This is a genomic window from Marinobacter sp. F4218, from assembly GCF_019443085.1.
Taxonomy (GTDB): Bacteria; Pseudomonadota; Gammaproteobacteria; order Pseudomonadales; family Oleiphilaceae; genus Marinobacter; species Marinobacter albus.
Window position 1 is genome coordinate 1,482,414 of record NZ_JAHZIL010000003.1, and the last position, 18,074, is coordinate 1,500,487.

16 protein-coding genes are annotated in these 18,074 nt (G+C 61.4%); 9 read left to right on the plus strand and 7 right to left on the minus strand.

Annotated elements, in window-relative coordinates:
- The first annotated feature begins 25 nt into the window (after positions 1-25).
- Positions 26-1,480: a hypothetical protein gene (locus K0B93_RS10785; RefSeq protein WP_219867211.1), complete on the plus strand. Its 1,455-nt coding sequence runs from the start codon at positions 26-28 to the stop codon at positions 1,478-1,480.
- Here K0B93_RS10785 and K0B93_RS10790 read toward each other — a convergent pair.
- Entirely contained in the window at positions 1,477-2,922 is a 1,446-nt protein-coding gene (locus K0B93_RS10790; protein ID WP_219867212.1) for a rhomboid family intramembrane serine protease, read from the minus strand. The two genes, K0B93_RS10785 and K0B93_RS10790, sit on opposite strands and share 4 nt — an antisense overlap.
- Positions 2,923-3,225: 303 nt before the next feature.
- Here K0B93_RS10790 and K0B93_RS10795 point away from each other — a divergent pair, with 303 nt between their 5' ends.
- Positions 3,226-3,672, plus strand: a complete 447-nt coding sequence (locus K0B93_RS10795) for an OmpA family protein (protein WP_219867213.1) — start codon at positions 3,226-3,228, stop codon at positions 3,670-3,672.
- A 55-nt stretch (positions 3,673-3,727) separates the two neighbouring features.
- Here K0B93_RS10795 and K0B93_RS10800 read toward each other — a convergent pair whose 3' ends face one another.
- From K0B93_RS10800 to K0B93_RS10820, 5 genes are all read right to left on the minus strand, one after another.
- Positions 3,728-4,132, minus strand: a complete 405-nt coding sequence (locus K0B93_RS10800) for an MAPEG family protein (RefSeq protein ID WP_219867214.1) — start codon at positions 4,130-4,132, stop codon at positions 3,728-3,730.
- Between the two features lie 2 nt (positions 4,133-4,134).
- A complete protein-coding gene (locus tag K0B93_RS10805; protein ID WP_219867215.1) occupies positions 4,135-4,377 on the minus strand; it encodes a GlsB/YeaQ/YmgE family stress response membrane protein in 243 nt (80 codons plus the stop codon).
- 105 nt (positions 4,378-4,482) lie between these two features.
- Positions 4,483-5,181 carry a lysophospholipid acyltransferase family protein gene (locus K0B93_RS10810; protein ID WP_219867216.1) on the minus strand — a complete coding sequence of 233 codons (699 nt, stop codon included), beginning with the start codon at positions 5,179-5,181 and terminating at the stop codon, positions 4,483-4,485.
- Between the two features lie 48 nt (positions 5,182-5,229).
- On the minus strand, positions 5,230-5,832 hold the full coding sequence (locus tag K0B93_RS10815) for a class GN sortase (protein WP_219867217.1): 603 nt from the start codon (positions 5,830-5,832) through the stop codon (positions 5,230-5,232).
- On the minus strand, positions 5,829-7,955 hold the full coding sequence (locus K0B93_RS10820; RefSeq protein WP_219867218.1) for a marine proteobacterial sortase target protein: 2,127 nt from the start codon (positions 7,953-7,955) through the stop codon (positions 5,829-5,831). The genes K0B93_RS10815 and K0B93_RS10820 overlap by 4 nt, the downstream gene beginning before the upstream one ends.
- A gap of 191 nt (positions 7,956-8,146) precedes the next feature.
- Here K0B93_RS10820 and pdsR point away from each other — a divergent pair, with 191 nt between their 5' ends.
- The 3 genes from pdsR to K0B93_RS10835 are packed head-to-tail and all read left to right on the plus strand — an operon-like array spanning position 8,147 to position 12,220.
- Positions 8,147-8,848, plus strand: a complete 702-nt coding sequence (gene pdsR / locus K0B93_RS10825) for a proteobacterial dedicated sortase system response regulator (RefSeq protein ID WP_219867219.1) — start codon at positions 8,147-8,149, stop codon at positions 8,846-8,848.
- Between the two features lie 3 nt (positions 8,849-8,851).
- Entirely contained in the window at positions 8,852-10,897 is a 2,046-nt protein-coding gene (locus tag K0B93_RS10830; RefSeq protein ID WP_219867220.1) for an ATP-binding protein, read from the plus strand.
- A 15-nt stretch (positions 10,898-10,912) separates the two neighbouring features.
- On the plus strand, positions 10,913-12,220 hold the full coding sequence (locus K0B93_RS10835; protein ID WP_219867221.1) for a DUF3422 family protein: 1,308 nt from the start codon (positions 10,913-10,915) through the stop codon (positions 12,218-12,220).
- A 2-nt stretch (positions 12,221-12,222) separates the two neighbouring features.
- Here the strand turns inward: K0B93_RS10835 and K0B93_RS10840 are convergent, their stop codons facing one another.
- Positions 12,223-13,011, minus strand: a complete 789-nt coding sequence (locus tag K0B93_RS10840) for an ATP-binding protein (protein WP_219867222.1) — start codon at positions 13,009-13,011, stop codon at positions 12,223-12,225.
- A gap of 85 nt (positions 13,012-13,096) precedes the next feature.
- On the opposite strand from K0B93_RS10840, the gene K0B93_RS10845 reads away from it, so the two are divergent.
- From K0B93_RS10845 to cysK, 4 genes are all read left to right on the plus strand, one after another.
- Positions 13,097-13,540 (plus strand): methylglyoxal synthase, encoded by a 444-nt coding sequence (locus K0B93_RS10845; protein WP_219867223.1) that lies wholly within the window; start codon positions 13,097-13,099, stop codon positions 13,538-13,540.
- 77 nt (positions 13,541-13,617) lie between these two features.
- Complete coding sequence (gene trxC, locus K0B93_RS10850; RefSeq protein ID WP_219867224.1) at positions 13,618-14,055, plus strand: thioredoxin TrxC; 438 nt, start codon at positions 13,618-13,620, stop codon at positions 14,053-14,055.
- A 79-nt stretch (positions 14,056-14,134) separates the two neighbouring features.
- A complete protein-coding gene (locus K0B93_RS10855; RefSeq protein WP_219867225.1) occupies positions 14,135-17,059 on the plus strand; it encodes a transporter substrate-binding domain-containing protein in 2,925 nt (974 codons plus the stop codon).
- Between the two features lie 39 nt (positions 17,060-17,098).
- On the plus strand, positions 17,099-18,070 hold the full coding sequence (gene cysK, locus K0B93_RS10860; protein ID WP_219867226.1) for a cysteine synthase A: 972 nt from the start codon (positions 17,099-17,101) through the stop codon (positions 18,068-18,070).
- Positions 18,071-18,074 lie beyond the last annotated feature (4 nt).

Below are 18,074 nucleotides of genomic sequence, written 5' to 3' on the forward strand. Positions count from 1 at the left end.
TGACGGACCAGGACAAAGGCCAACCGTGAAACACGATTGCGATTACCACCCGGGCTCCCCCGCCAAATGGCACTGCGGCGAGTGCCAGATGCATTACTGCAGTCGCTGCATGCCGGATGCCGACACCCGTAACCGCCGGGCCCTCTGCCCCCAGTGCAGCAAGGCCATGCGGTACCTGGGCGCTGCCACCGAAGTGGTGCCGTTCTGGAACCGCGTCGGTGCGTTTTTCCGTTACCCGTTCCATAGCGATCCGCTGATCGTCATCGCCGTTTGCACCCTGGTTCCGGTGGTCGCTCCGGCCAACCTGATTGGCATCCTGATCTGGCTGGTGCTCGCCTTCGCCCTGTTCAAGTATACCTACGCGGTGATCAACCATACTGCCGAAGGCCACCTGAAACCGCCCCCGGTTTCCGTCGCATTCACCGGCAGCGGCTTCGACATTGTCATCCTGCAATTGCTGGTGTTTGTCCTGATGGGCGGACTGGTGGCGGCGGCGGGCATGGTGGGGGGGCCGCTCCTGATGATGCTCGCCCTCGCCTTCGTGGTGCTCGCCATGCCCGCGAGCATCATGGTACTGGCCATGGAACGCTCGGTGGGCGCGGCCGTCAATCCGATGAACCTGGCGATGCTCATTTCCCGGATCGGCAGCCCCTATTTCCTGCTCTACGGCTACCTGATCCTCCTGACCCTGGCCTCGGGCGCTGCCCAGGATTTCGCCGTCAATCATTTTCCGTTCTGGGTCTCCCAGCCCTTGGCCGGTTTCCTGAACAGTACCTTCACCCTCATCCTGTTCCACATGCTCGGTTACCTGTTGTTCCAGTACCAGGAGGAGCTGGGATTCGCCTCCGACCTGCAGGACGGGCCCACAGGCCAGGACAACCGTGAGCGTGATCGCAGCGCGCGTTTCGACGCCGACATCGACATGAACCTGAAGGACGGCAACTACGACCGGGTGCAGTCCATGCTCAAAGAAGCGCTCAAACGCGACCGCGACAACGCCCTTCGTATCAGCCAGCTGTACCAGCTGCTGACCGCCCGCAACGACCTGACCGAGCTCTATCGCTACCACCCGCGAATCCTTGGCTGGCTGGCCGACCGCAACGACGGCGATGGCATGGCAGCCATGCTGGCATCCCTGCAAACCGCCGAGCCCCAGTTCCGCCTGGAGGATCCGGAGTTGGCCGTACGTTGCGCCCGAGCCCTCTACCATCGCGGCCAGTTCAGGCCAGCGCTGAAACTGCTACAGGACTTCCACAAGCGCTTCCCGGACAGCGACCAGCTGGCGCCGGCCTACCTGCTGGTGGCACAGACACTCGCAAACGGGCTGAATCAGTGGGAGAAAGCGACCGCGTTCCTGACGTTCATTCAGAAACGCTGTTTGAACCATCCGCTGCACGAACAGATGGCGACTTACCTGGAACAGGCGGCAAAGCGCGAGCCCCTGAAAGGACCGAAGGCAACCTTCGCAGTAAACGACTAGGCCTGAAGCAACTGCCGGTAATGCCGGGCCTTGGGCGCCATCTGGCGTTTCTCGAACTCTTCTACCAGAAGCCGGCAGGCCTCTGCGGTAAGCACCTCTTCTCCGGTGCTGCGCAGGCGCTCGAACGCCTTCTCGGCAGCCTTCAGGTCCTGTTGTTTGAGACTGGTGAACAGCACCCGGTTGTGATCCTCGGCGCTCAGCGGCTGGTGGCATTCGCCTTTACCCAGGTAGTCCTGCCAGACCTCGATCATCTGTTCCGGCTGCCGTCGCGCCATCGCATCGTTCATCAGCTCGCGGGTGCGGTCCCGATATTCCGGCAGATCGGGACGAAGCTTCGCCAACCGGTACAGATGCTCCAGCAGTATCGGACGGTCCGGATAATGCTCACGCAGCGCCTCGAACTGCCGGCGCGCCAGATCGAACTCCATACGCCCGAGACTGGCCATGGCCTGGGCATAACCATTGGTGAAACGGGCATCCTGCTCCTCCGCCTCAGGCTCGAAGAACTCATCCCGAACCTGCAACCAGCTGCGCCCCAGCATCCAGACCAGCCCCGCGCCGGCAATCAGGCCACCGGCGTGGGCCATGTAGGCGATGCCAGTGGCCCCGGCAAACCAGTAGTCGTAGATTTCCTTGCCCAGCCAGACCGGCAGCATGGCCAGGGCCGGCGCCCGAAAATAGTTGAAATAGACTCCGAGAAAGTAGAAAAACCGGATTTTCTGCAGGCCGTAGATGGCCACATACATCCCCATCAGCCCCGAGATGGAACCGGAAGCGCCCACCAGGGGCACCGGGCTGCCCGAGGAGAAGGCAGTGAAGACCAGCCCGGACAGGGCACCACAAAGCAGGTAGGCGACCAGGTAGCGGGCCGGTCCCAGGGCTTTTTCGACGGTGAATCCGAGCAGGAACAGGAACACCAGGTTGCCGATAATGTGCCCCCATCCACCGTGCAGGAACTGATAGGTGATCAACGTGTACAGGGACAGCTCAGACGGGACCAGCCCGAGTTCAAAGGAGCTCAGCCGTTGGATGAATCGGTCCTCGATCGGCGTCCGTTGCTCGTTCCAGCGGGCCCGGTCGCCGGCGGACCAGATAACCGACTGATTTTCCTGAAGGTACTGGTAGAACTCCCGGTCCATCAGCAGGTTCACCGCCAGCCAGAACTGCTCGTTGTCGTCCCGCAGTTCCTGGAATTGCTGGAGTTCATACACCCGGTCCTGGGCGCCTTCAAATCGGATCTGGCGCTGGAGGTAATCCTCATACACCGGTGCCTCGAGTGACTGAAGCTCGGACTCCAGGTATTGAGACACGGCCTGCTCGAGCTTCTGGCTATCGCCGCCCTGGTAAAACAGGAAAACCAGCAGGCAGGTCAGCATCAACCCAAGGGTGACCCAGGGCGGGCGTTTCCAGTTAACGGCGTTCTCGGCGGGAATAATCAGCATGGGCGGTCACAATTCATCACAATCTGTCCCTGAAAACCTGTTTTTTACCACAGTAAGGCCTTCTTTTCGCGCTCAAATAGTATCCGGCGTCAAGGCAAAGCCGATGCAAGCCCGGAAATGTGTCCGGTTCGATGGTTTCTCGCTGCCCCTGTCACGGAAGGGTCACAGAAATGCCATTTAATCAGGCCATCAGGGAGCGGACATGCCTTATCGACCATTCGCCAATTGCCGTTATTCCCGCCCCAGACAATATTGAGTGGGAATAACAAGAAAAACCGGATACTGGAATCAAGGATACTGCCAATGACCGTACTCGTTTTGGACAACCCGGATCTCATTGCCAAGTTCGCCCTGGCGTCCGGATTCGCCCCGGCCGCGCTGGCCACCGAAGCCAAACGCCCTCACCGTCTGAAATTTCATTTCGGCTTCAACAAGCACGCGCTGGATGCTGCCGATGACGCCATGCTCCAGCAACACGCCGCCTATCTCAGGCAGCACCCCGATGTCAGGGTTCGGATTCACGGTCACTCCGACAATTTTGGCGGTGAGGATTACAACCAGTTTCTGTCCCGCCTCAGGGCCAACGCCGTAGCCCGCCTGCTGGTACAGGCAGGGGTGCAGGAGTCCCAACTTGTTCTGACCGGATGGGGTTCCAGCCGGCCGCTGGCCACACCGGAGGATCACGCTGCAAACCGTCGGGTCGAACTGGAATACCTGACCCAGGAACTGCCCCACGCCATGCAGGGCTGAGCACAACATCGCCACAAAAAAGGGGCCAGATGGCCCCTTTTTACTGCGACCGGTTCTAGCCGGCGTACACCTGCCAGACATTCCAGACCAGCAGAATGGCGGTCGCAAGAATCGCCAGCCAGGTCATGATAATGCCGATCATGCGAGCCCAGTGGGGCTTGCCCCGGCCATTGATCATGCCCCAGGCGTGTAATACCCGCCCCACCACCAGGGTCATCCCACTCCAGTACACCAGACCCGACGGGACACCGTTGAGTTCAGCGACCGCCAGCATCAACAGGCCAATGGGAGCGTATTCCACCAGGTTCGCATGGGCCCGGACCGCCGCCTCGAAGTCCCGGTCATCAGTGATTCCCATGCCCTTACTGTACTTGAGGCGAAACTTCACCACCTGGCCCGACAACACCAGCAATAGAATGCCGATAACCGCGGCAAACACTCCAGTTACGGGTATGATCATGCTCAGCCCTTCTTGATCTTGCTGACGATAGCAAGCAGAAGCACCGCACCAACGGTCGCCGTGACCAGTTCACCGACCGCGCCCTGCGCCATGAGGCCGAGCAGGCGAAAGAGAAACCCGCCGATGAACGAGCCGACAATACCGATACCGATATTGGCCAGCACACCAAAGCCACGGCCTTTCATGATCAGTCCGGCCAGCCAGCCGGCGACACCACCGATTATCAGAAACAGAATCAGATTCATTGCTTGCATCTCCCTGAGGGTCATCCAACAACGTGTTCAGACCCGCCAAGACTGCCCTGTTTCTGCAGGTGCTTCAAGAACTTCCCGTAGAACCCGGTGGCTCCTCTACAACTCGGCGATGGCCTCGGCCATCTGGCTGTAACAGCGGACCATCAGCTCGGGGATGTCCTCAGTGGTCATACCCGCGGTTTCGATCGGCGGCAAAATACGGACGGGAACCGGTTCCCGTCGACCGCTCCAGCCCAGGGTCTTGTCCTCATACTGGCGGGCACACACCATGGTGATCGGGGCGCCGGAGGCAACGGCGGCATGAAAGGCACCTTTCTTGAACTTCTGCAGTCCGCGACCGCGGCTGCGGGTACCCTCGGGAAAGACCCAGAGGCTCTTGCGCTCACGCGTGATGGCTTCACTGGTGGCCCGCATGGTGGCGATGGCCTTGTGGGAGCGGGCACGATTCAGAATCACGTTACCCCCGAGCCAGAACACCTGGCCGAAGAAGGGAATCCAGACCAGCGACGATTTGCCGACCGTCACGGTCCGCGGCGGCAGCAGGTCACCGACCACGAACAGATCATCGTTGTGCTGATGATTGGCAATCACCACCGTCGGGCGATCGGTCGGCATGTTTTCAAGGCCCTCAAGGGGGCGTTCCATGCCCAACAGGGCACGCCCCACCCGCGCTACTGCCAGGGCCAGCAGACGGTTGTTGTCCGGATTGAACGGTCGGGCAAGGTAAAGCACCAGCGCAAACAGGCAGATAACCGGTACGCTCGCCCACGCCAGCAGTTTTCTCAGTGCACCCATGTAACACAACTCTGTCGCCGAATTTTGGCGCACAAGTGTACGCCAACCTCAGGTTCCGGCAACAGTACCAATTTGTTCCATATCATTGCCGTTGCCGGACCTGCCTGCGCGGGCCTCCACCACGTAACGAAGGGGGCCACCGGCATCCATGCTGTCAAACGGGTAACAGGTCACCAGGAGCAGGGAATCTTCGGACAGCAGCCGGGTATCGATCTGCTCAGACCGGCTGTCGACGATGCGTGTAGCCAGCACCCGGTAGGTCCGCCAATCGCCATCCCGATCCTGCAGCCGCAATTCACTGCCCGTCTTCAAGTACTGTAGCTGGTCGAAATGGGTATCGCGATGTCCCGCGATGACCTTCGGGCCCCGGCCGTCGTCACTGCCCAGCACCTGTCCCGGCCCGAACGCCAGGCTCTCACCGTGCCCGCCCGCCAGCACAATCATTGACTGGTCCAGTTCGGGCACGGTCAGACGGGCCACCGGCCAGGTGTCAGCCCAGGGCCAGGGCCGGGTGTCGGTTTGTCTGGCCTGGCTCTCGGCCCAGGCCAGTTCCAGCAATTCCTGGGCAACCACCGCTTTCAGCGGAATCCAGAGCCCGAACACCAGCAGTGTGGCTGACGAGGTGGCCAGTAAAAGAAAGAAGCGACTCATACGGATTGCCTCCGTTGCAACAGGCCAATGGCCGCCGCAAACATCAGGCCGGTCAGGCCCAGGGCGGTCAGCAATGGGGCCACCGTGGCCGTCTGCGGGTAGCGCAACATACCGGCCTTGCTGCCCGCCGGCAGCAAGGTGGGAAGATGGTCCGTCCCCTGCGGCGCACCGGACGGCCGGACGGGGGTATCATCGACGGCGACAAAACTGGTGTAGGGCGACATCAGACCGTGCTCCACGGCGAGGCGGGTCACACGGGATTTGTCCGGCTGTGTTCCCTCCAGTCGTGCCGTATCGAGCAGGCTGTCGATTTTCTGCCTCGCCCAGTGGCGGGCCACACCGGTGCCCTCGGCCGCCTGCTGCAGGTCCAGCGAGCGCTCCCATTTCTGCCCCCCCGGCAGCTTGCCAGACACCTTCAGGACCCCCTCCGGCGCGCTGCCCTGCACCACCTGTATCAGCGGCTCCCCCTGAAACAGGTCCCCCGGGCGAGCCGGAAAGCTCTCGACCTGACCGGTCTGGGCTGGCCATTCGACCCGGACGTCGGTCAGTACCGGCGCCTCCATGGCGTTGAACAGCGTTTCAAGCGGGCCGCCGACATCCGACGGATCCTGGATGGCGGTGTACAAGCCACGGCCCCAGCGGGCCGCTTCACGCATGAAATGCAGGTTGGGCGCCGAACCAATGCCCACGGTGAACAGGCGCTGGCGCCCCAGTTGCTGGCGAATCTGGTTGAACAGCGCCGCTTCGTTGCCTACCGCGCCATCCGTGATGAACACGACCTGACGCACCCGTTCCGCTGGGTCCTCGGCCCCACCGCCGTCGGTTGGCGTAGCCAGCGCCAACTCGAGCGCAGGGGCCATTTCGGTGCCGCCATCCGCATTCAGCGCGTCGACATAGCGACGGGCACGGGCCAGGTTGTTACCGATCGCTGGTACCGGCTGCATGAACAGGGCGTGAGTCTGGTTGTTGAACTGGATGATGTTGAACCGGTCTTCGGGCTTCAGGGTGTCGAGACCGCGCTGGAGCGCAGATCGAGCCTGGCGAATGGACTCGCCAGCCATGGAGCCGGAGGTGTCGATCACGAACACCAGCTCCCGAGGCAAGACCCGGGCGTTGCCACTGCCGGGCACAATCATGGTCAGCAGGTAGTCTTCTTCCTGCCAGCGCTGATGAAACACAGCAGCCGTGGGCTCCTGCCCCGCCAGCGGGCGCCAGCGCACCACAAAATCCCGGTTCATCAACAGTCGCCCTTGCTCTGGCTGTACCTGCACGGTCTGGCCATCGAGACGGGTTTCGAGCCGGTGCGTGGGGCTGATCACCCGGGCCAGCGGGAGCCCCGCGTCGATCGTCATCCGGACCGACGCCCGGTGGCTGCCGGCGTCCACGTCGCTGGCCCGAACGGTGTACGGGCTGATGGCATCGGCGTCCGGCACCTCGGTCGTGGGCACGGCCCAGCCTCCCTGCCACTGCCCGGACTGCTCTGCCAGGTGCTGACCCGGCATGTAACGGGGCGTGAGTGTGGTTGGCAGGCGCAACTCGAACTCACCTGCCCGGTAATCCACCGGCTGCTGGTAGCGGAGCTCCACCGCGATGGTTTCGCCCGGCGGGATATTTGCCACGCGTGCGGTGAACAGGTTCGGGCGCTGCTGTTCGACATTGGCGGCATGACGCCCCGAGGCCTTGGCCTTTTCATAGGTTTTGCGGGCCTCGGCCTTCGGCTGCACCTTGCCAACAATGGTGCGCTCCCCGACCTTCATGGTCAGGCCATAGACGCTGGCGTTTTCCGGCAAAGGGAACACAAACACGCCTTCGCGCCATTCGCCACTGGTATTCCGGAAACGCCGGGTCAGTTGGCTGTCCGCAATCAGACCGCTAACCCGGATCTCAAACTCGCTGTCGAGGATGATCGCCGGCTCCTGCCAGCGCCCCCCTGCATCCACAAAATGCAGCAGGCCCGCGTTCTCCAATTCCATCTGGTTGGCCTCCGCATAGAGCGGATGCACGAACAGCATCAGCAGAACCGCCAGCCAGAGGCTGACGCCTTCGGCCCAGCGCCGCGCCCGGCGGAACTGGCCGTCCGTGAGCCTGGGTGCTAGTTTGAGTAAACCGGTAGAAAGCATCATGTCGGGATCCTTTTTGCTGCATGATTGGTCGAGATGCAGTCATTTCAGCAATCCCATGAGTGCCTGAGGTGGCAAATCCGGGCATTCCGGCCGCAAAAAATGATCAATTGTGGCAACCTCGGCGACAACCTTGCTCTCGCCGGTTGCCGTGTTTAAATAGAAGCTCACTGGTTAGCCGAACTGTCCTTACCATGAAGAAACACATTGTTCTGATCGAAGACGAACCCGCCATTCGCGATAACTACCGCGTCGCCTTCGAGCGCCGTGGCTATCGGGTATCCGCCTTTGGTGACCGGCCAGCCGCCTGGCAGGTGCTGCGGCAGGAACTGCCCGACCTCGCCATCATCGATGTCGGCCTCGGCGATGAGCCGGAGGGGGGCTTCGCCCTGTGCCAGGACCTGCGGGGCCTGTCCCAGACCCTGCCCATCATCTTTCTGACGGCTCGGGACAGCGACATAGATTCGGTGCATGGATTACGGCTTGGTGCCGACGATTACGTCACCAAGGACATGAGCATGGAACACCTGCTGGCGCGCGTCACCGCTCTCCTGCGCCGCGCCGAGGCGTGGGCGGAAGCGCTGCAAAAGCCGGATGAGGTTCTGGAGCGCGGACGCCTCGCCCTTAATGTGGACCGGATGACCGTGGCCTGGGACGGACGCCCCCTGGACCTGACCGTTACGGAGTTCTGGATGCTGCATTCCCTGGTCCAGCATCCCGGGCACGTTCGCAGCCGCGATCAGTTGATGGAGGCGGCCAGCACCGTTCTCGACGACAACACGGTGACCTCCCATATCAAGCGGATTCGCCGCAAATTCACACAGCTGGATGGCGAGTTCGACGGGATTCAGACCGCCTATGGCATGGGGTACCGCTGGAACGCGCATGAGGCCTGAAACTTGACCCTGAAACGTCAGCTCCTGATTGCCAGCCTGCTCATGCTGCTGATTCCCTGGGCGGGCCTGCAGTTTGTGCTGGAGCTGGACGACGCCCTGCGCCAACAGGCTCGAGAGCAGCTTCGCATGCAGGCCAAGCGATTGGCCGAAACCACGGGCGACGCACTGGTGGGCAAGACGCCGGTCACGCCTGAGCAGCCGGCCATTTACGTCGAGGCACTGGACCGCTCCCTGAACCTTGACGGGTACCCGGACGACTGGCCCGGCTACGAAGAAGGTGAACAGGTTCAGTCGTGGCAGGAAGCCAACACCGGGGCCGACAAGGCCTCGGGGCAACCCGGGCTTCAATGGCAAGCCGCCTCCGACGGCCGCCACCTCTACCTCCTGATTCGCATCACCAATCGCCAGCCGACGCTGTATGACCCCGGCAACACCGACGCCCCCCACGATCGCCTGTTACTCTGGCTGCAACCGCCGGACGACACCGTGGGTATAACCGCTGAGGACCGGTCCTGGCTTATCAGGGCAACAGCACCCGGCACCTTCTACGCCCTCGACGGGTCCGACAACGACACCCCCGACTACCGCGTGACCGGCAGTTGGCAGACCACACGTTCGGGCTGGCAGCTTGAGTTCCAGATGCCCGAACCGCCCAACGGCAGCCGGCTCGGCTTTGCCGCCCGGTGGGCAGACGATAACCCGGCTGCCGGTGTCAGCACGCCGGTTAAGCCCATGCCTGTGCTTGTCCGCCCGGATCATGGCCTGGAGCGGAAACTGGAGCCCCGCTTGAATCCGGGCCAGAGCGTGCGGGTCATAGAACCGGCTGGCTGGGTGATGGCACAGCAAGAGGTCACGCCCGGTCAGGCCCCACCGGAATTCGACCAATTGAGCCCACTCCAGGTTACCGAACAGATCAGCCTCAATGCCCTGCGGGCGCTGATCCGGTTTTACCAGCCAGAGCCGGCGGATGCGGTCAACGGTGGCAATCGCCTGGCACCCGGCACCCTGCCATCGGAAGGGCTGGTCCAGCACGATGACGGCAGCATCTGGCTATTGACCACCGAACCGGTCTTCGGCGGCCGAACCCTGATCCTCGAACAATCCCTGGACCAGTTGTTGACGCTCTCGGGCTCCACCCTGGGTTCGGTGATCGCCCGCAGCACCCTGATCATTGTCGGCCTGACCCTGGTCCTGCTGGGCTACGCCAGCTGGCTGTCCTGGCGCATCACACGCTTACAGCGGGCAGTCAGTGCCAGCGTGGATGAGGACGGCCGGATTACCGGCTCCCTGCCTGCTTCCAGATCCGACGATGAACTCGGGCAGCTCCAGCGCCACTTCAGCCAGATGGTGGATCGCCTGCACGGGTATAACCGCTATCTGGAAAGTTTTTCCCGGCGCCTGTCCCATGAGCTGAAAACGCCGGTTGCCGTGGTCCGTTCGTCACTGGAAAACCTCAGCCACAGCGAATCCGAAAGCGAGCGCCAGCAATACCTGGAACGGGCCTCAGCCGCGACCGACCGGCTGCGTCAAATCCTCAATGGCATGAGCGAGGCGGCCCGACTGGAGCAAAGCTTTGACCACGCTGACAAGGAACGCTTTGATCTCGCCGAAGTGGCGTCCCAGGCGACCGCTGCCTATCAGACACTGGATCCACATCACCGGATCCGGTACGTCGGCCCCGAGCACGGTTGCGCCATGATCGGTTCCCCCGAACTCATGGTCCAGTTGCTCGACAAGCTGGCGGACAACGCCCGGGACTTCACCCCCGAGGGCGGACTGATTCAGGTGGAACTCGAAAGCCATGCCGATGGCCTCTGGCTGTCGGTGTTCAACGAGGGATCGGCTCTGCCCGGCGACACCGGAACCGACATTTTCGGTCCCTTTGTGTCCCTGCGTGCAGGGCAGGAAGAGGGCCACCTGGGCCAAGGCCTGCTGATAGTCCGACTCATTGCCGACTTTCACGGGGCGAGCGTGGAAGCCGCCAATGGCGTCCAAAGTGGAATTGACGGGGTCCGATTCCGCGTTATCATCCCGTCAGCCAATTCTTGACCACAGGACCTTGCCGTGAGCGCACGACTGGACTGCCTCGACATCCATCCCCTACGGGATGATCTGTACAACGAACTGCACTCACGTCCCTTCCAGGTACTGCCTACCCCGGCCCGGGTTACCCAGATGGCGGTACTGACTTCCCCGGAGCAGCGCCGGCAACAGTTTCTGCACCTGCAGCAACTGCACCGTCAGTTGGGTTATCCGGTGCCAGAGCACGAGGTAGGCTGTTTCGAACAGACCTTTGGCAATCTCCGGGTTCGTCGGGAAATGCACATGGAGTTCGCAACCTACACCTTCACCAACCTGGCCAGCGGCGACGAATCCCCCTTTCTCGAAACCGGCATCTCATTGCTGCCAGAGGGCTGGCTCGAGCAGCTGACCGGCACCATTGTCGCAGCGTTCCATCTGGAAATCCGCCCGGCCACTGAAGACGCCCATGGGGACCTGGCCTACGTGCGACAACATTTCGAGGGAATGCGGCTGGTTGGCAGCAGCCCACAGGAGGGCGCAGCAAGGGTCTGGGGCACCTTCAAGCTGCACAGCGATGGCTTCGGGCGGTTCATGGTTATGAATCACCATATGTCGGACAGTCAGCTCGGCCGACTGACCCAGCGGCTGATGGAAATCGAGACCTACCGGCTGATGTCATTACTGGCGCTGCCGGTGGCGCGGGAAATCACCCCCGCACTGAACGATATGGACCAGCAGATGGCGACCATCACCCAAGCGCTGGCTGACAAACAGGACGTGGACGAACAGGAACTGCTGGCGCAACTGACCAACATCGCCTCCCGCATTGAAGCGTTCCGGGCACACTCCACCTTCCGGTTCTCAGCGACCCGCGCCTACCACCGCCTGGTGCTCACGAGGCTGGAGGAATTGCGGGAAGACGAGCTCTCGGGCCACCTCACCATCACCGAATTCATGACCCGCCGGCTGACCCCGGCGGTCAAGACCTGCGAAGCGGTCAGCGAACGGCTGGAGGATCTGTCACGGCGGGTCGACCGGGCTTCCGACATGATGCGCACCCGGGTTGAACTGGCGATCCAGAGCCAGAACCAGCAGTTGCTCAGTTCCATGGATCGCCGTTCCAAGATCCAGCTGATGATGCAGCACACCGTGGAAGGCTTTTCCGTGGTGGCGATTTCCTACTACCTGGTCGGGCTCCTCAAGCTGGGACTTGAGGCCCTGTACGACGCCGGTTTCGATTTCAACAAGTCACTGGTACTCGGCATTGCCATACCGGCCACTCTGCTGCTGGTGTTCTTTGGCGTGCGCACCATACATAACCGGTTCATCAAACTCGCCAAACGGCAGTAGCCCTAGCCCTGGTCCGAGAGGTCGTCACCGGCAAACTGGCGATAGAACTGCTGGGCAGTCCGGCCATTACGTACGCCTTTGCCTGTGGCAAACCGGATGGCCTGCCGGTGCAGGGCGTCCCGGTCGGCCACCTCCGGGAACAGCGCGTCCACCGCCTGCAGGTAGACGTCCTGGGAGAACGGATAGAACGATAGCTGGAGGCCAAAACGGTCGGCCAGGGAGACCTGTTCTTCAATGGCCTCGGCCGGATGCAGTTCGCCGTCCCGGATCTCGCTCTTGAGGTTGTCGGACATGAACTCCGGCATCAGGTGTCGGCGGTTGGAGGTGGCGTAGACCCGGACATTTTCCGGCGGCAGTTCCAGCGAGCCTTCGAGAACACTCTTGAGTGCCTTGTATCCGGATTCACCCACGTCGAACGACAGGTCGTCGCAGAAGATCACGAACCGGAAGCTGAGGTCGCAGATGTCATCGACGATTTCCGGCAGGTTCACCAGGTCATCCTTGTCCACCTCAATCATCCGCAGCCCGCGATCGCTGTAGCGGTTCAGCAGGGCCTTGATCAGGGAGGATTTCCCCGTCCCGCGGGCCCCCCAGAGCAAGGCGTTGTTGGAGGGTTCGCCGGCCAGAAACCGCTCGGTGTTCCGGGCCAGTGCCTGCTGCTGGCGATCAATGCCTGTCAGGTCCTGCCACTGCACCGGATCGAGCCGGCGAATGGCCCGCAAACCGGACCGGTGGCGGCGCCAGAGCGCGGCGGATATGGTTCTCCAATCAACGGTTTCGGTCACCGACATAACCCTTCTGTCCTATTCCGTCCGGTGGCCGGCTGTGAAACACTGGCCACCGGATTCGTTCAGTAAAAAGGAGACTTTACCTCAAATGGCCGTGAAATCCGTCGCTCTGGTGGCACACGACAACAAGAAAAAGGAGCTGGTCGACTGGGTTGCCGAGAACCGCACCCGCTTTGCCCCCCTGGCCCTTTACGCAACCGGTACGACAGGCCGCCTGTTGCGCGAGAACCTGCAGCGGGACGATATCCAGTGTCTGCTGAGCGGCCCCCTGGGCGGTGACCAGCAGATTGGCGCCAAGATCGCCGAAGGTGAAATTGATCTACTGGTGTTTTTCTGGGACCCACTGGAACCCCAACCCCACGACCCGGACATCAAGGCCCTGCTGCGGATAGCGGCCCTCTGGAACATTCCGGTGGCGTGCAATCGCGCAACCGCCGAGTTCATCCTGACGTCCGCCTACATGACCGACGACCAGCACCACCCGAAAAAGCCGGACTTTTCCGATTACACCGGGCGAAAGGTCAGCGACTGATCGGCCAGCACCCGCGCATCTTGAATTCGGCGGCATTGGGCTCCATTTGAAGAGGCAGACCGTTTAGGAGAAACCTCATGACCGATGTCCGCCAGATCACGTGTCCCCACTGCCTGAGAACCAACCGCGTACCCGCCGCCCGTCTGGCGGACAATCCGAACTGCGGAGCCTGCAAGCGCCCCCTGCTGGCGGGTGAGGTCGCAACCCTGAACGACGCCACCCTGACAAAGGTCGTGGCGCAGTCTGACCTGCCGGTGCTGGTGGATTTCTGGGCCAGCTGGTGTGGCCCGTGCAAGGCCATGGCGCCGGAATTCCAGCAAGCTGCCAGGCAATGGGCCGGCAAGGTCGCGTTTGCCAAGCTGAATACCGAGGAAGCGCCACAGGCCTCGGGTCAGTTCGGCATTCGCAGCATTCCGACGCTGATTCTCTTCCGCGGCGGGCAGGAAATTGCCCGGAAAAGCGGCGCCATGTCCGCATCCCAGCTTTCATCCTGGCTGAAGCAGTTTGTAACCTGACGTTCACGCTCGTTGGGCAAAGCCGGTTGCACCGACTAGACTGAATCCCTATCAGGGACTGACTATCACCGGCAACGCAATGAGCGACTGGTTCGCCCCCCGTTCAAACATTATTTTTATCTGGCTGGGGCTTACCATTCTCTCCGCCTTGGGTCTGTGCGTTCCCCGCTCTACGCTCAGCGCCGAGGAACTCGCCTCTGAAGACACGGTTTCCGTTGGCATCGTCGCCGACAACAAGCCCTACTCGTTTTTCGAAGGCCGCACCACGTCCGGTTTTTCACCGGATATCCTGAAAGAGATCGAGGCCAACAGCGGCATCAAGTTTGAGTATCGGGCCGGCAACTGGCCCGAGCTCTACGAGGCCTTCCTGGACGGCCGGCTTGATGTCATCGATGCCATTTCCTACCGGGAGGATCAGACCGACCGGATCCTGTTCACCGAGCCCTACCATATCCGCCAGACCTTCCTCATGCAGGACGGAACCCACCCGATTGGAGACGTCGAGTCCCTTGCCGACCTGAAGGATCTCACCGTGGGTGTTGTGGAAGACGTCTATTACCGGGACCTGCTCGTTGAAAACGGCATTGACGTCAGGACCTACGATTCCATCCCCAGCCTGGTCCGTGCCCTGGCGTTCCAATGGGTGGACGTCATCATGGGGCCACGACTGAGCCTCAAGTACCAGGCCAACATTGCAGGCCTGTACTTTCTGAGCATTGCCGGTCCGGCACCGCTGGGCCCCAAGGCCCAGGAAGACCTTCGCATCGGCGTGAGAAAAGACAACCCGGAACTGTTCCGGCGCATACAACTGGGGCTCAAGGCCATCCCGGAATCCAGGAAAATGGAACTGCTGCAACGATGGCGGGAGTTCGGCGGCACCAGCATCAACGAAACCCTGAACTTCAAACTGACCGACGAGGAGCGCCTGTTCATCTCCAGGCTGGGGCCGGTCCGGGTTGGCCTGATGCCGGATTATGCCCCCTTCAGTTTCAAGGCGGGCGGCAAACTGCAGGGGCTGTCCGTCGATGTTCTCAATCGTCTGGCAGATCTCACCGGGCTGCAAGTGATCCCCGTCAGCGGCGCCTGGTCGGAACTCGTCCCCATGCTACGGGATGGCACCATCGACGTATTGGGAAACATGTCCCTGACCGAAGAACGACAGACGTTTGCCCGGTTTACCGAACCCTACTACCTCATTCCCAACGTGGTCTTCACTCGTGATGGCGGCCTTGAATACAACGGTTTGGAAAGCCTGTCAGGCTACACCGTTGGCATCAGTTCGGACATCTACTACGAGACAGAAGTGGTTCAGGCACTGGGCGACAGCGCCAAGGTGTTTGATTCCCAGGAAGCCATGTTCCAGTCCCTGGAACACGACCGTGTGGATGTCGTGCTCGCCGCTCTGCCCAATGGCAACTTCTGGATTCAGGAACTGCGGATACCCGGTGTCCGGATTGCCGGTGAACTGGTGTTTGAAGACCACCCCGGAGAGGATCTGCGCTTCGGGGTGCGCGCCTCCCTGGCGCCGCTGGCAGAGATTCTCGATCAGGCACTGGCGGCCATCAGCCCGACGGAAATGAGGACCATCGAAGATCGTTGGCTGGGTGCGTCGGCTGCCGAGGAATCCCTCGGCCCGGCCAAGCTAAGCCTCTCTCCCGATGAGCAGGCATGGCTGGACGAACGCGACCGAAACGTCTCCTACTGTATCGACAACGACTGGATGCCATTGGAAGGGCTGGATTCATCCGGCGAACACGAGGGCCTGTCGGCGGAAACCTTTCGGCTTTTCAGTGAAAGGGGCAACATTCAGTTTCAGCTCGTAAAAACAGATTCCTGGCCCGAAAGCCTGGAAGCTGTCAGAGAGCGGCGCTGCGACATGCTGGCACTGGCGATGAAAACCCCGGAGCGGGCCCAATACCTGAACTTCACCACACCCTATCTGCAAGTTCCCAATATCATCCTGGGCCGGATCGAAGCGCCGTTCATCGAGAACGTGGGCGACCTTCGCAACAAGCGGGTCGGCGTGGTCAAAGACTATGCCTTCTCCGAACTCCTGAAATACCGGTACCCGGGGATGCAACTGGTCGAGGTGGAGAACGAGACCAAGGGCATGAAACTGTTGCAGGATAATGAACTTGCCGGATACGTCACGACCCTCGCAACCGCCAGCTACCACATGCAGGAGCTTGGCCTGGCGGACCTCAAGGTCATCGGCCGGATCCCGGCCGACTGGTCGCTGTCCGTTGCCTCCCGCAGTGACGAACCGGTTCTGCATGACATCATGCAGAAACTCGTCGACAGCCTGACCCCGGAGGAACGAAGCGGGCTGGAAAGCTACTGGCGCAATATCAAAATCGAGCAGTCGGTGGATTACCGGCTGGTGTGGCAGCTGGTGGGCATAGCCATCATCGGCGCTGCCCTGCTGTTTTACTGGAACCGCAAACTCAATCGGCTGAACCGCCAACTGGCGAGCGCCAATGACGCCCTTGCACGCCTGAGCGTGACAGACGATCTGACCCAGCTTGGCAACCGCAGTTACTTTGACCGGGAGTTCCGGAAAAGCTTCCAGTGGTGTCAGCGTAACCGGGACGGATTCGCGGTGGCCATGGTCGATGCAGACCTGTTCAAGTCCATCAACGACACCTTTGGCCATGACGCCGGCGACCACTGCCTCAAGACCCTGGCGGAGATGATGAAGCGCCATTTCCGGCGAGAGACGGACCGTCTGTCACGCTTTGGCGGCGAAGAGTTTGTTATCTTCACCACCTATCAGGACCGCAGGGAAATCATCGAACGGCTGGACCGGTTCCGGAACGCCATCGCCGATTCCCCAACGGTCTTTTCCGGCCAGGAGATTCACCTCACCGTCAGTATCGGGCTCGCCACCGGCATACCGGAACCAAGCGATTCCCCGGCTGCGTTCCTGCGGCTTGCCGACCAGGCACTCTACTGCGCCAAAGAGAACGGGCGGAACCGGCTCGAGGTTCGAGCCATCAAACAGTGAGAGCTGCTAGACTTCCAGAATAACGACAAGGAGCACCCCATGGCACGCATCTATGAAGACAATTCCCTTTCCATCGGTAACACGCCGCTGATCCAGCTGAACCGGGTAAACGACGGGGCCACTATCTGGGCCAAGATTGAAGGCCGAAACCCGGCCTATTCCGTGAAATGCCGTATTGGTTCGGCCATGATCTGGGATGCGGAAAAGCGGGGCACCCTCAAGCCCGGCATGACCATTGTGGAACCGACCAGCGGCAACACCGGCATTGCCCTGGCGTTCGTGGCGGCAGCGCGCGGCTACAAGCTGGTACTCACCATGCCTTCGTCCATGAGTCTGGAACGGCGCAAGGTGCTCAAGGCGCTGGGCGCAGAACTGGTCCTGACCGAGCCCGCCAAGGGTATGCCCGGCGCCATTGCCAAAGCCGAGGAGATTTTCGCCTCCGATCCCGATAGCCATTTCCTGCCGCAACAGTTCCAGAATCCGGCCAACCCGCGCATTCATGAAGACACCACAGGCCCCGAGATCTGGCACGACACCGATGGCGAGGTCGACATCTTTGTCTCCGGCGTTGGCACCGGCGGCACCCTCACCGGTGTGTCCCGCTATATCAAGGAAACCCGTGGCAAGCAGATCACCACCGTGGCGGTCGAGCCCACGGATTCGCCGGTGATCACCCAGACCCTCAGTGGCGAAGAGCCAAAGCCCTCACCCCACAAAATCCAGGGCATCGGGGCCGGCTTCGTACCCAAGAACCTGGATCTGGACATGGTGGACCAGGTTGAAACGGTGTCCAACGAAGAGGCCATGGAGATGGCCCATCGGCTGATGCAGGAAGAAGGCATCCTGTGCGGCATTTCCTGTGGCGCAGCGGTGGTCGCGGCGGTACGCGTCAGCAAGCAGCCGGAGCACAAGGGCAAGAATATCGTCGTGGTGCTGCCGGATTCGGCGGAACGTTACCTGTCATCGGCCCTGTTTGCCGACCAGTTCGGGGATCTGGAGAACAAGCAGTAACGAA

Bases quoted from the DNA above. Each gene is read 5' to 3' on its own strand.
- K0B93_RS10790 (WP_219867212.1), bottom strand. From the start codon at position 2,922: ATGCTGATTATTCCCGCCGAGAACGCCGTTAACTGGAAACGCCCGCCC.
- K0B93_RS10795 (WP_219867213.1), top strand. From the start codon at position 3,226: ATGACCGTACTCGTTTTGGACAACCCGGATCTCATTGCCAAGTTCGCC.
- K0B93_RS10800 (WP_219867214.1), bottom strand. From the start codon at position 4,132: ATGATCATACCCGTAACTGGAGTGTTTGCCGCGGTTATCGGCATTCTA.
- K0B93_RS10805 (WP_219867215.1), bottom strand. From the start codon at position 4,377: ATGAATCTGATTCTGTTTCTGATAATCGGTGGTGTCGCCGGCTGGCTG.
- K0B93_RS10810 (WP_219867216.1), bottom strand. From the start codon at position 5,181: ATGGGTGCACTGAGAAAACTGCTGGCGTGGGCGAGCGTACCGGTTATC.
- K0B93_RS10815 (WP_219867217.1), bottom strand. From the start codon at position 5,832: ATGAGTCGCTTCTTTCTTTTACTGGCCACCTCGTCAGCCACACTGCTG.
- K0B93_RS10820 (WP_219867218.1), bottom strand. From the start codon at position 7,955: ATGATGCTTTCTACCGGTTTACTCAAACTAGCACCCAGGCTCACGGAC.
- pdsR (WP_219867219.1), top strand. From the start codon at position 8,147: ATGAAGAAACACATTGTTCTGATCGAAGACGAACCCGCCATTCGCGAT.
- K0B93_RS10840 (WP_219867222.1), bottom strand. From the start codon at position 13,011: ATGTCGGTGACCGAAACCGTTGATTGGAGAACCATATCCGCCGCGCTC.
- K0B93_RS10845 (WP_219867223.1), top strand. From the start codon at position 13,097: ATGGCCGTGAAATCCGTCGCTCTGGTGGCACACGACAACAAGAAAAAG.
- trxC (WP_219867224.1), top strand. From the start codon at position 13,618: ATGACCGATGTCCGCCAGATCACGTGTCCCCACTGCCTGAGAACCAAC.
- K0B93_RS10855 (WP_219867225.1), top strand. From the start codon at position 14,135: ATGAGCGACTGGTTCGCCCCCCGTTCAAACATTATTTTTATCTGGCTG.
- cysK (WP_219867226.1), top strand. From the start codon at position 17,099: ATGGCACGCATCTATGAAGACAATTCCCTTTCCATCGGTAACACGCCG.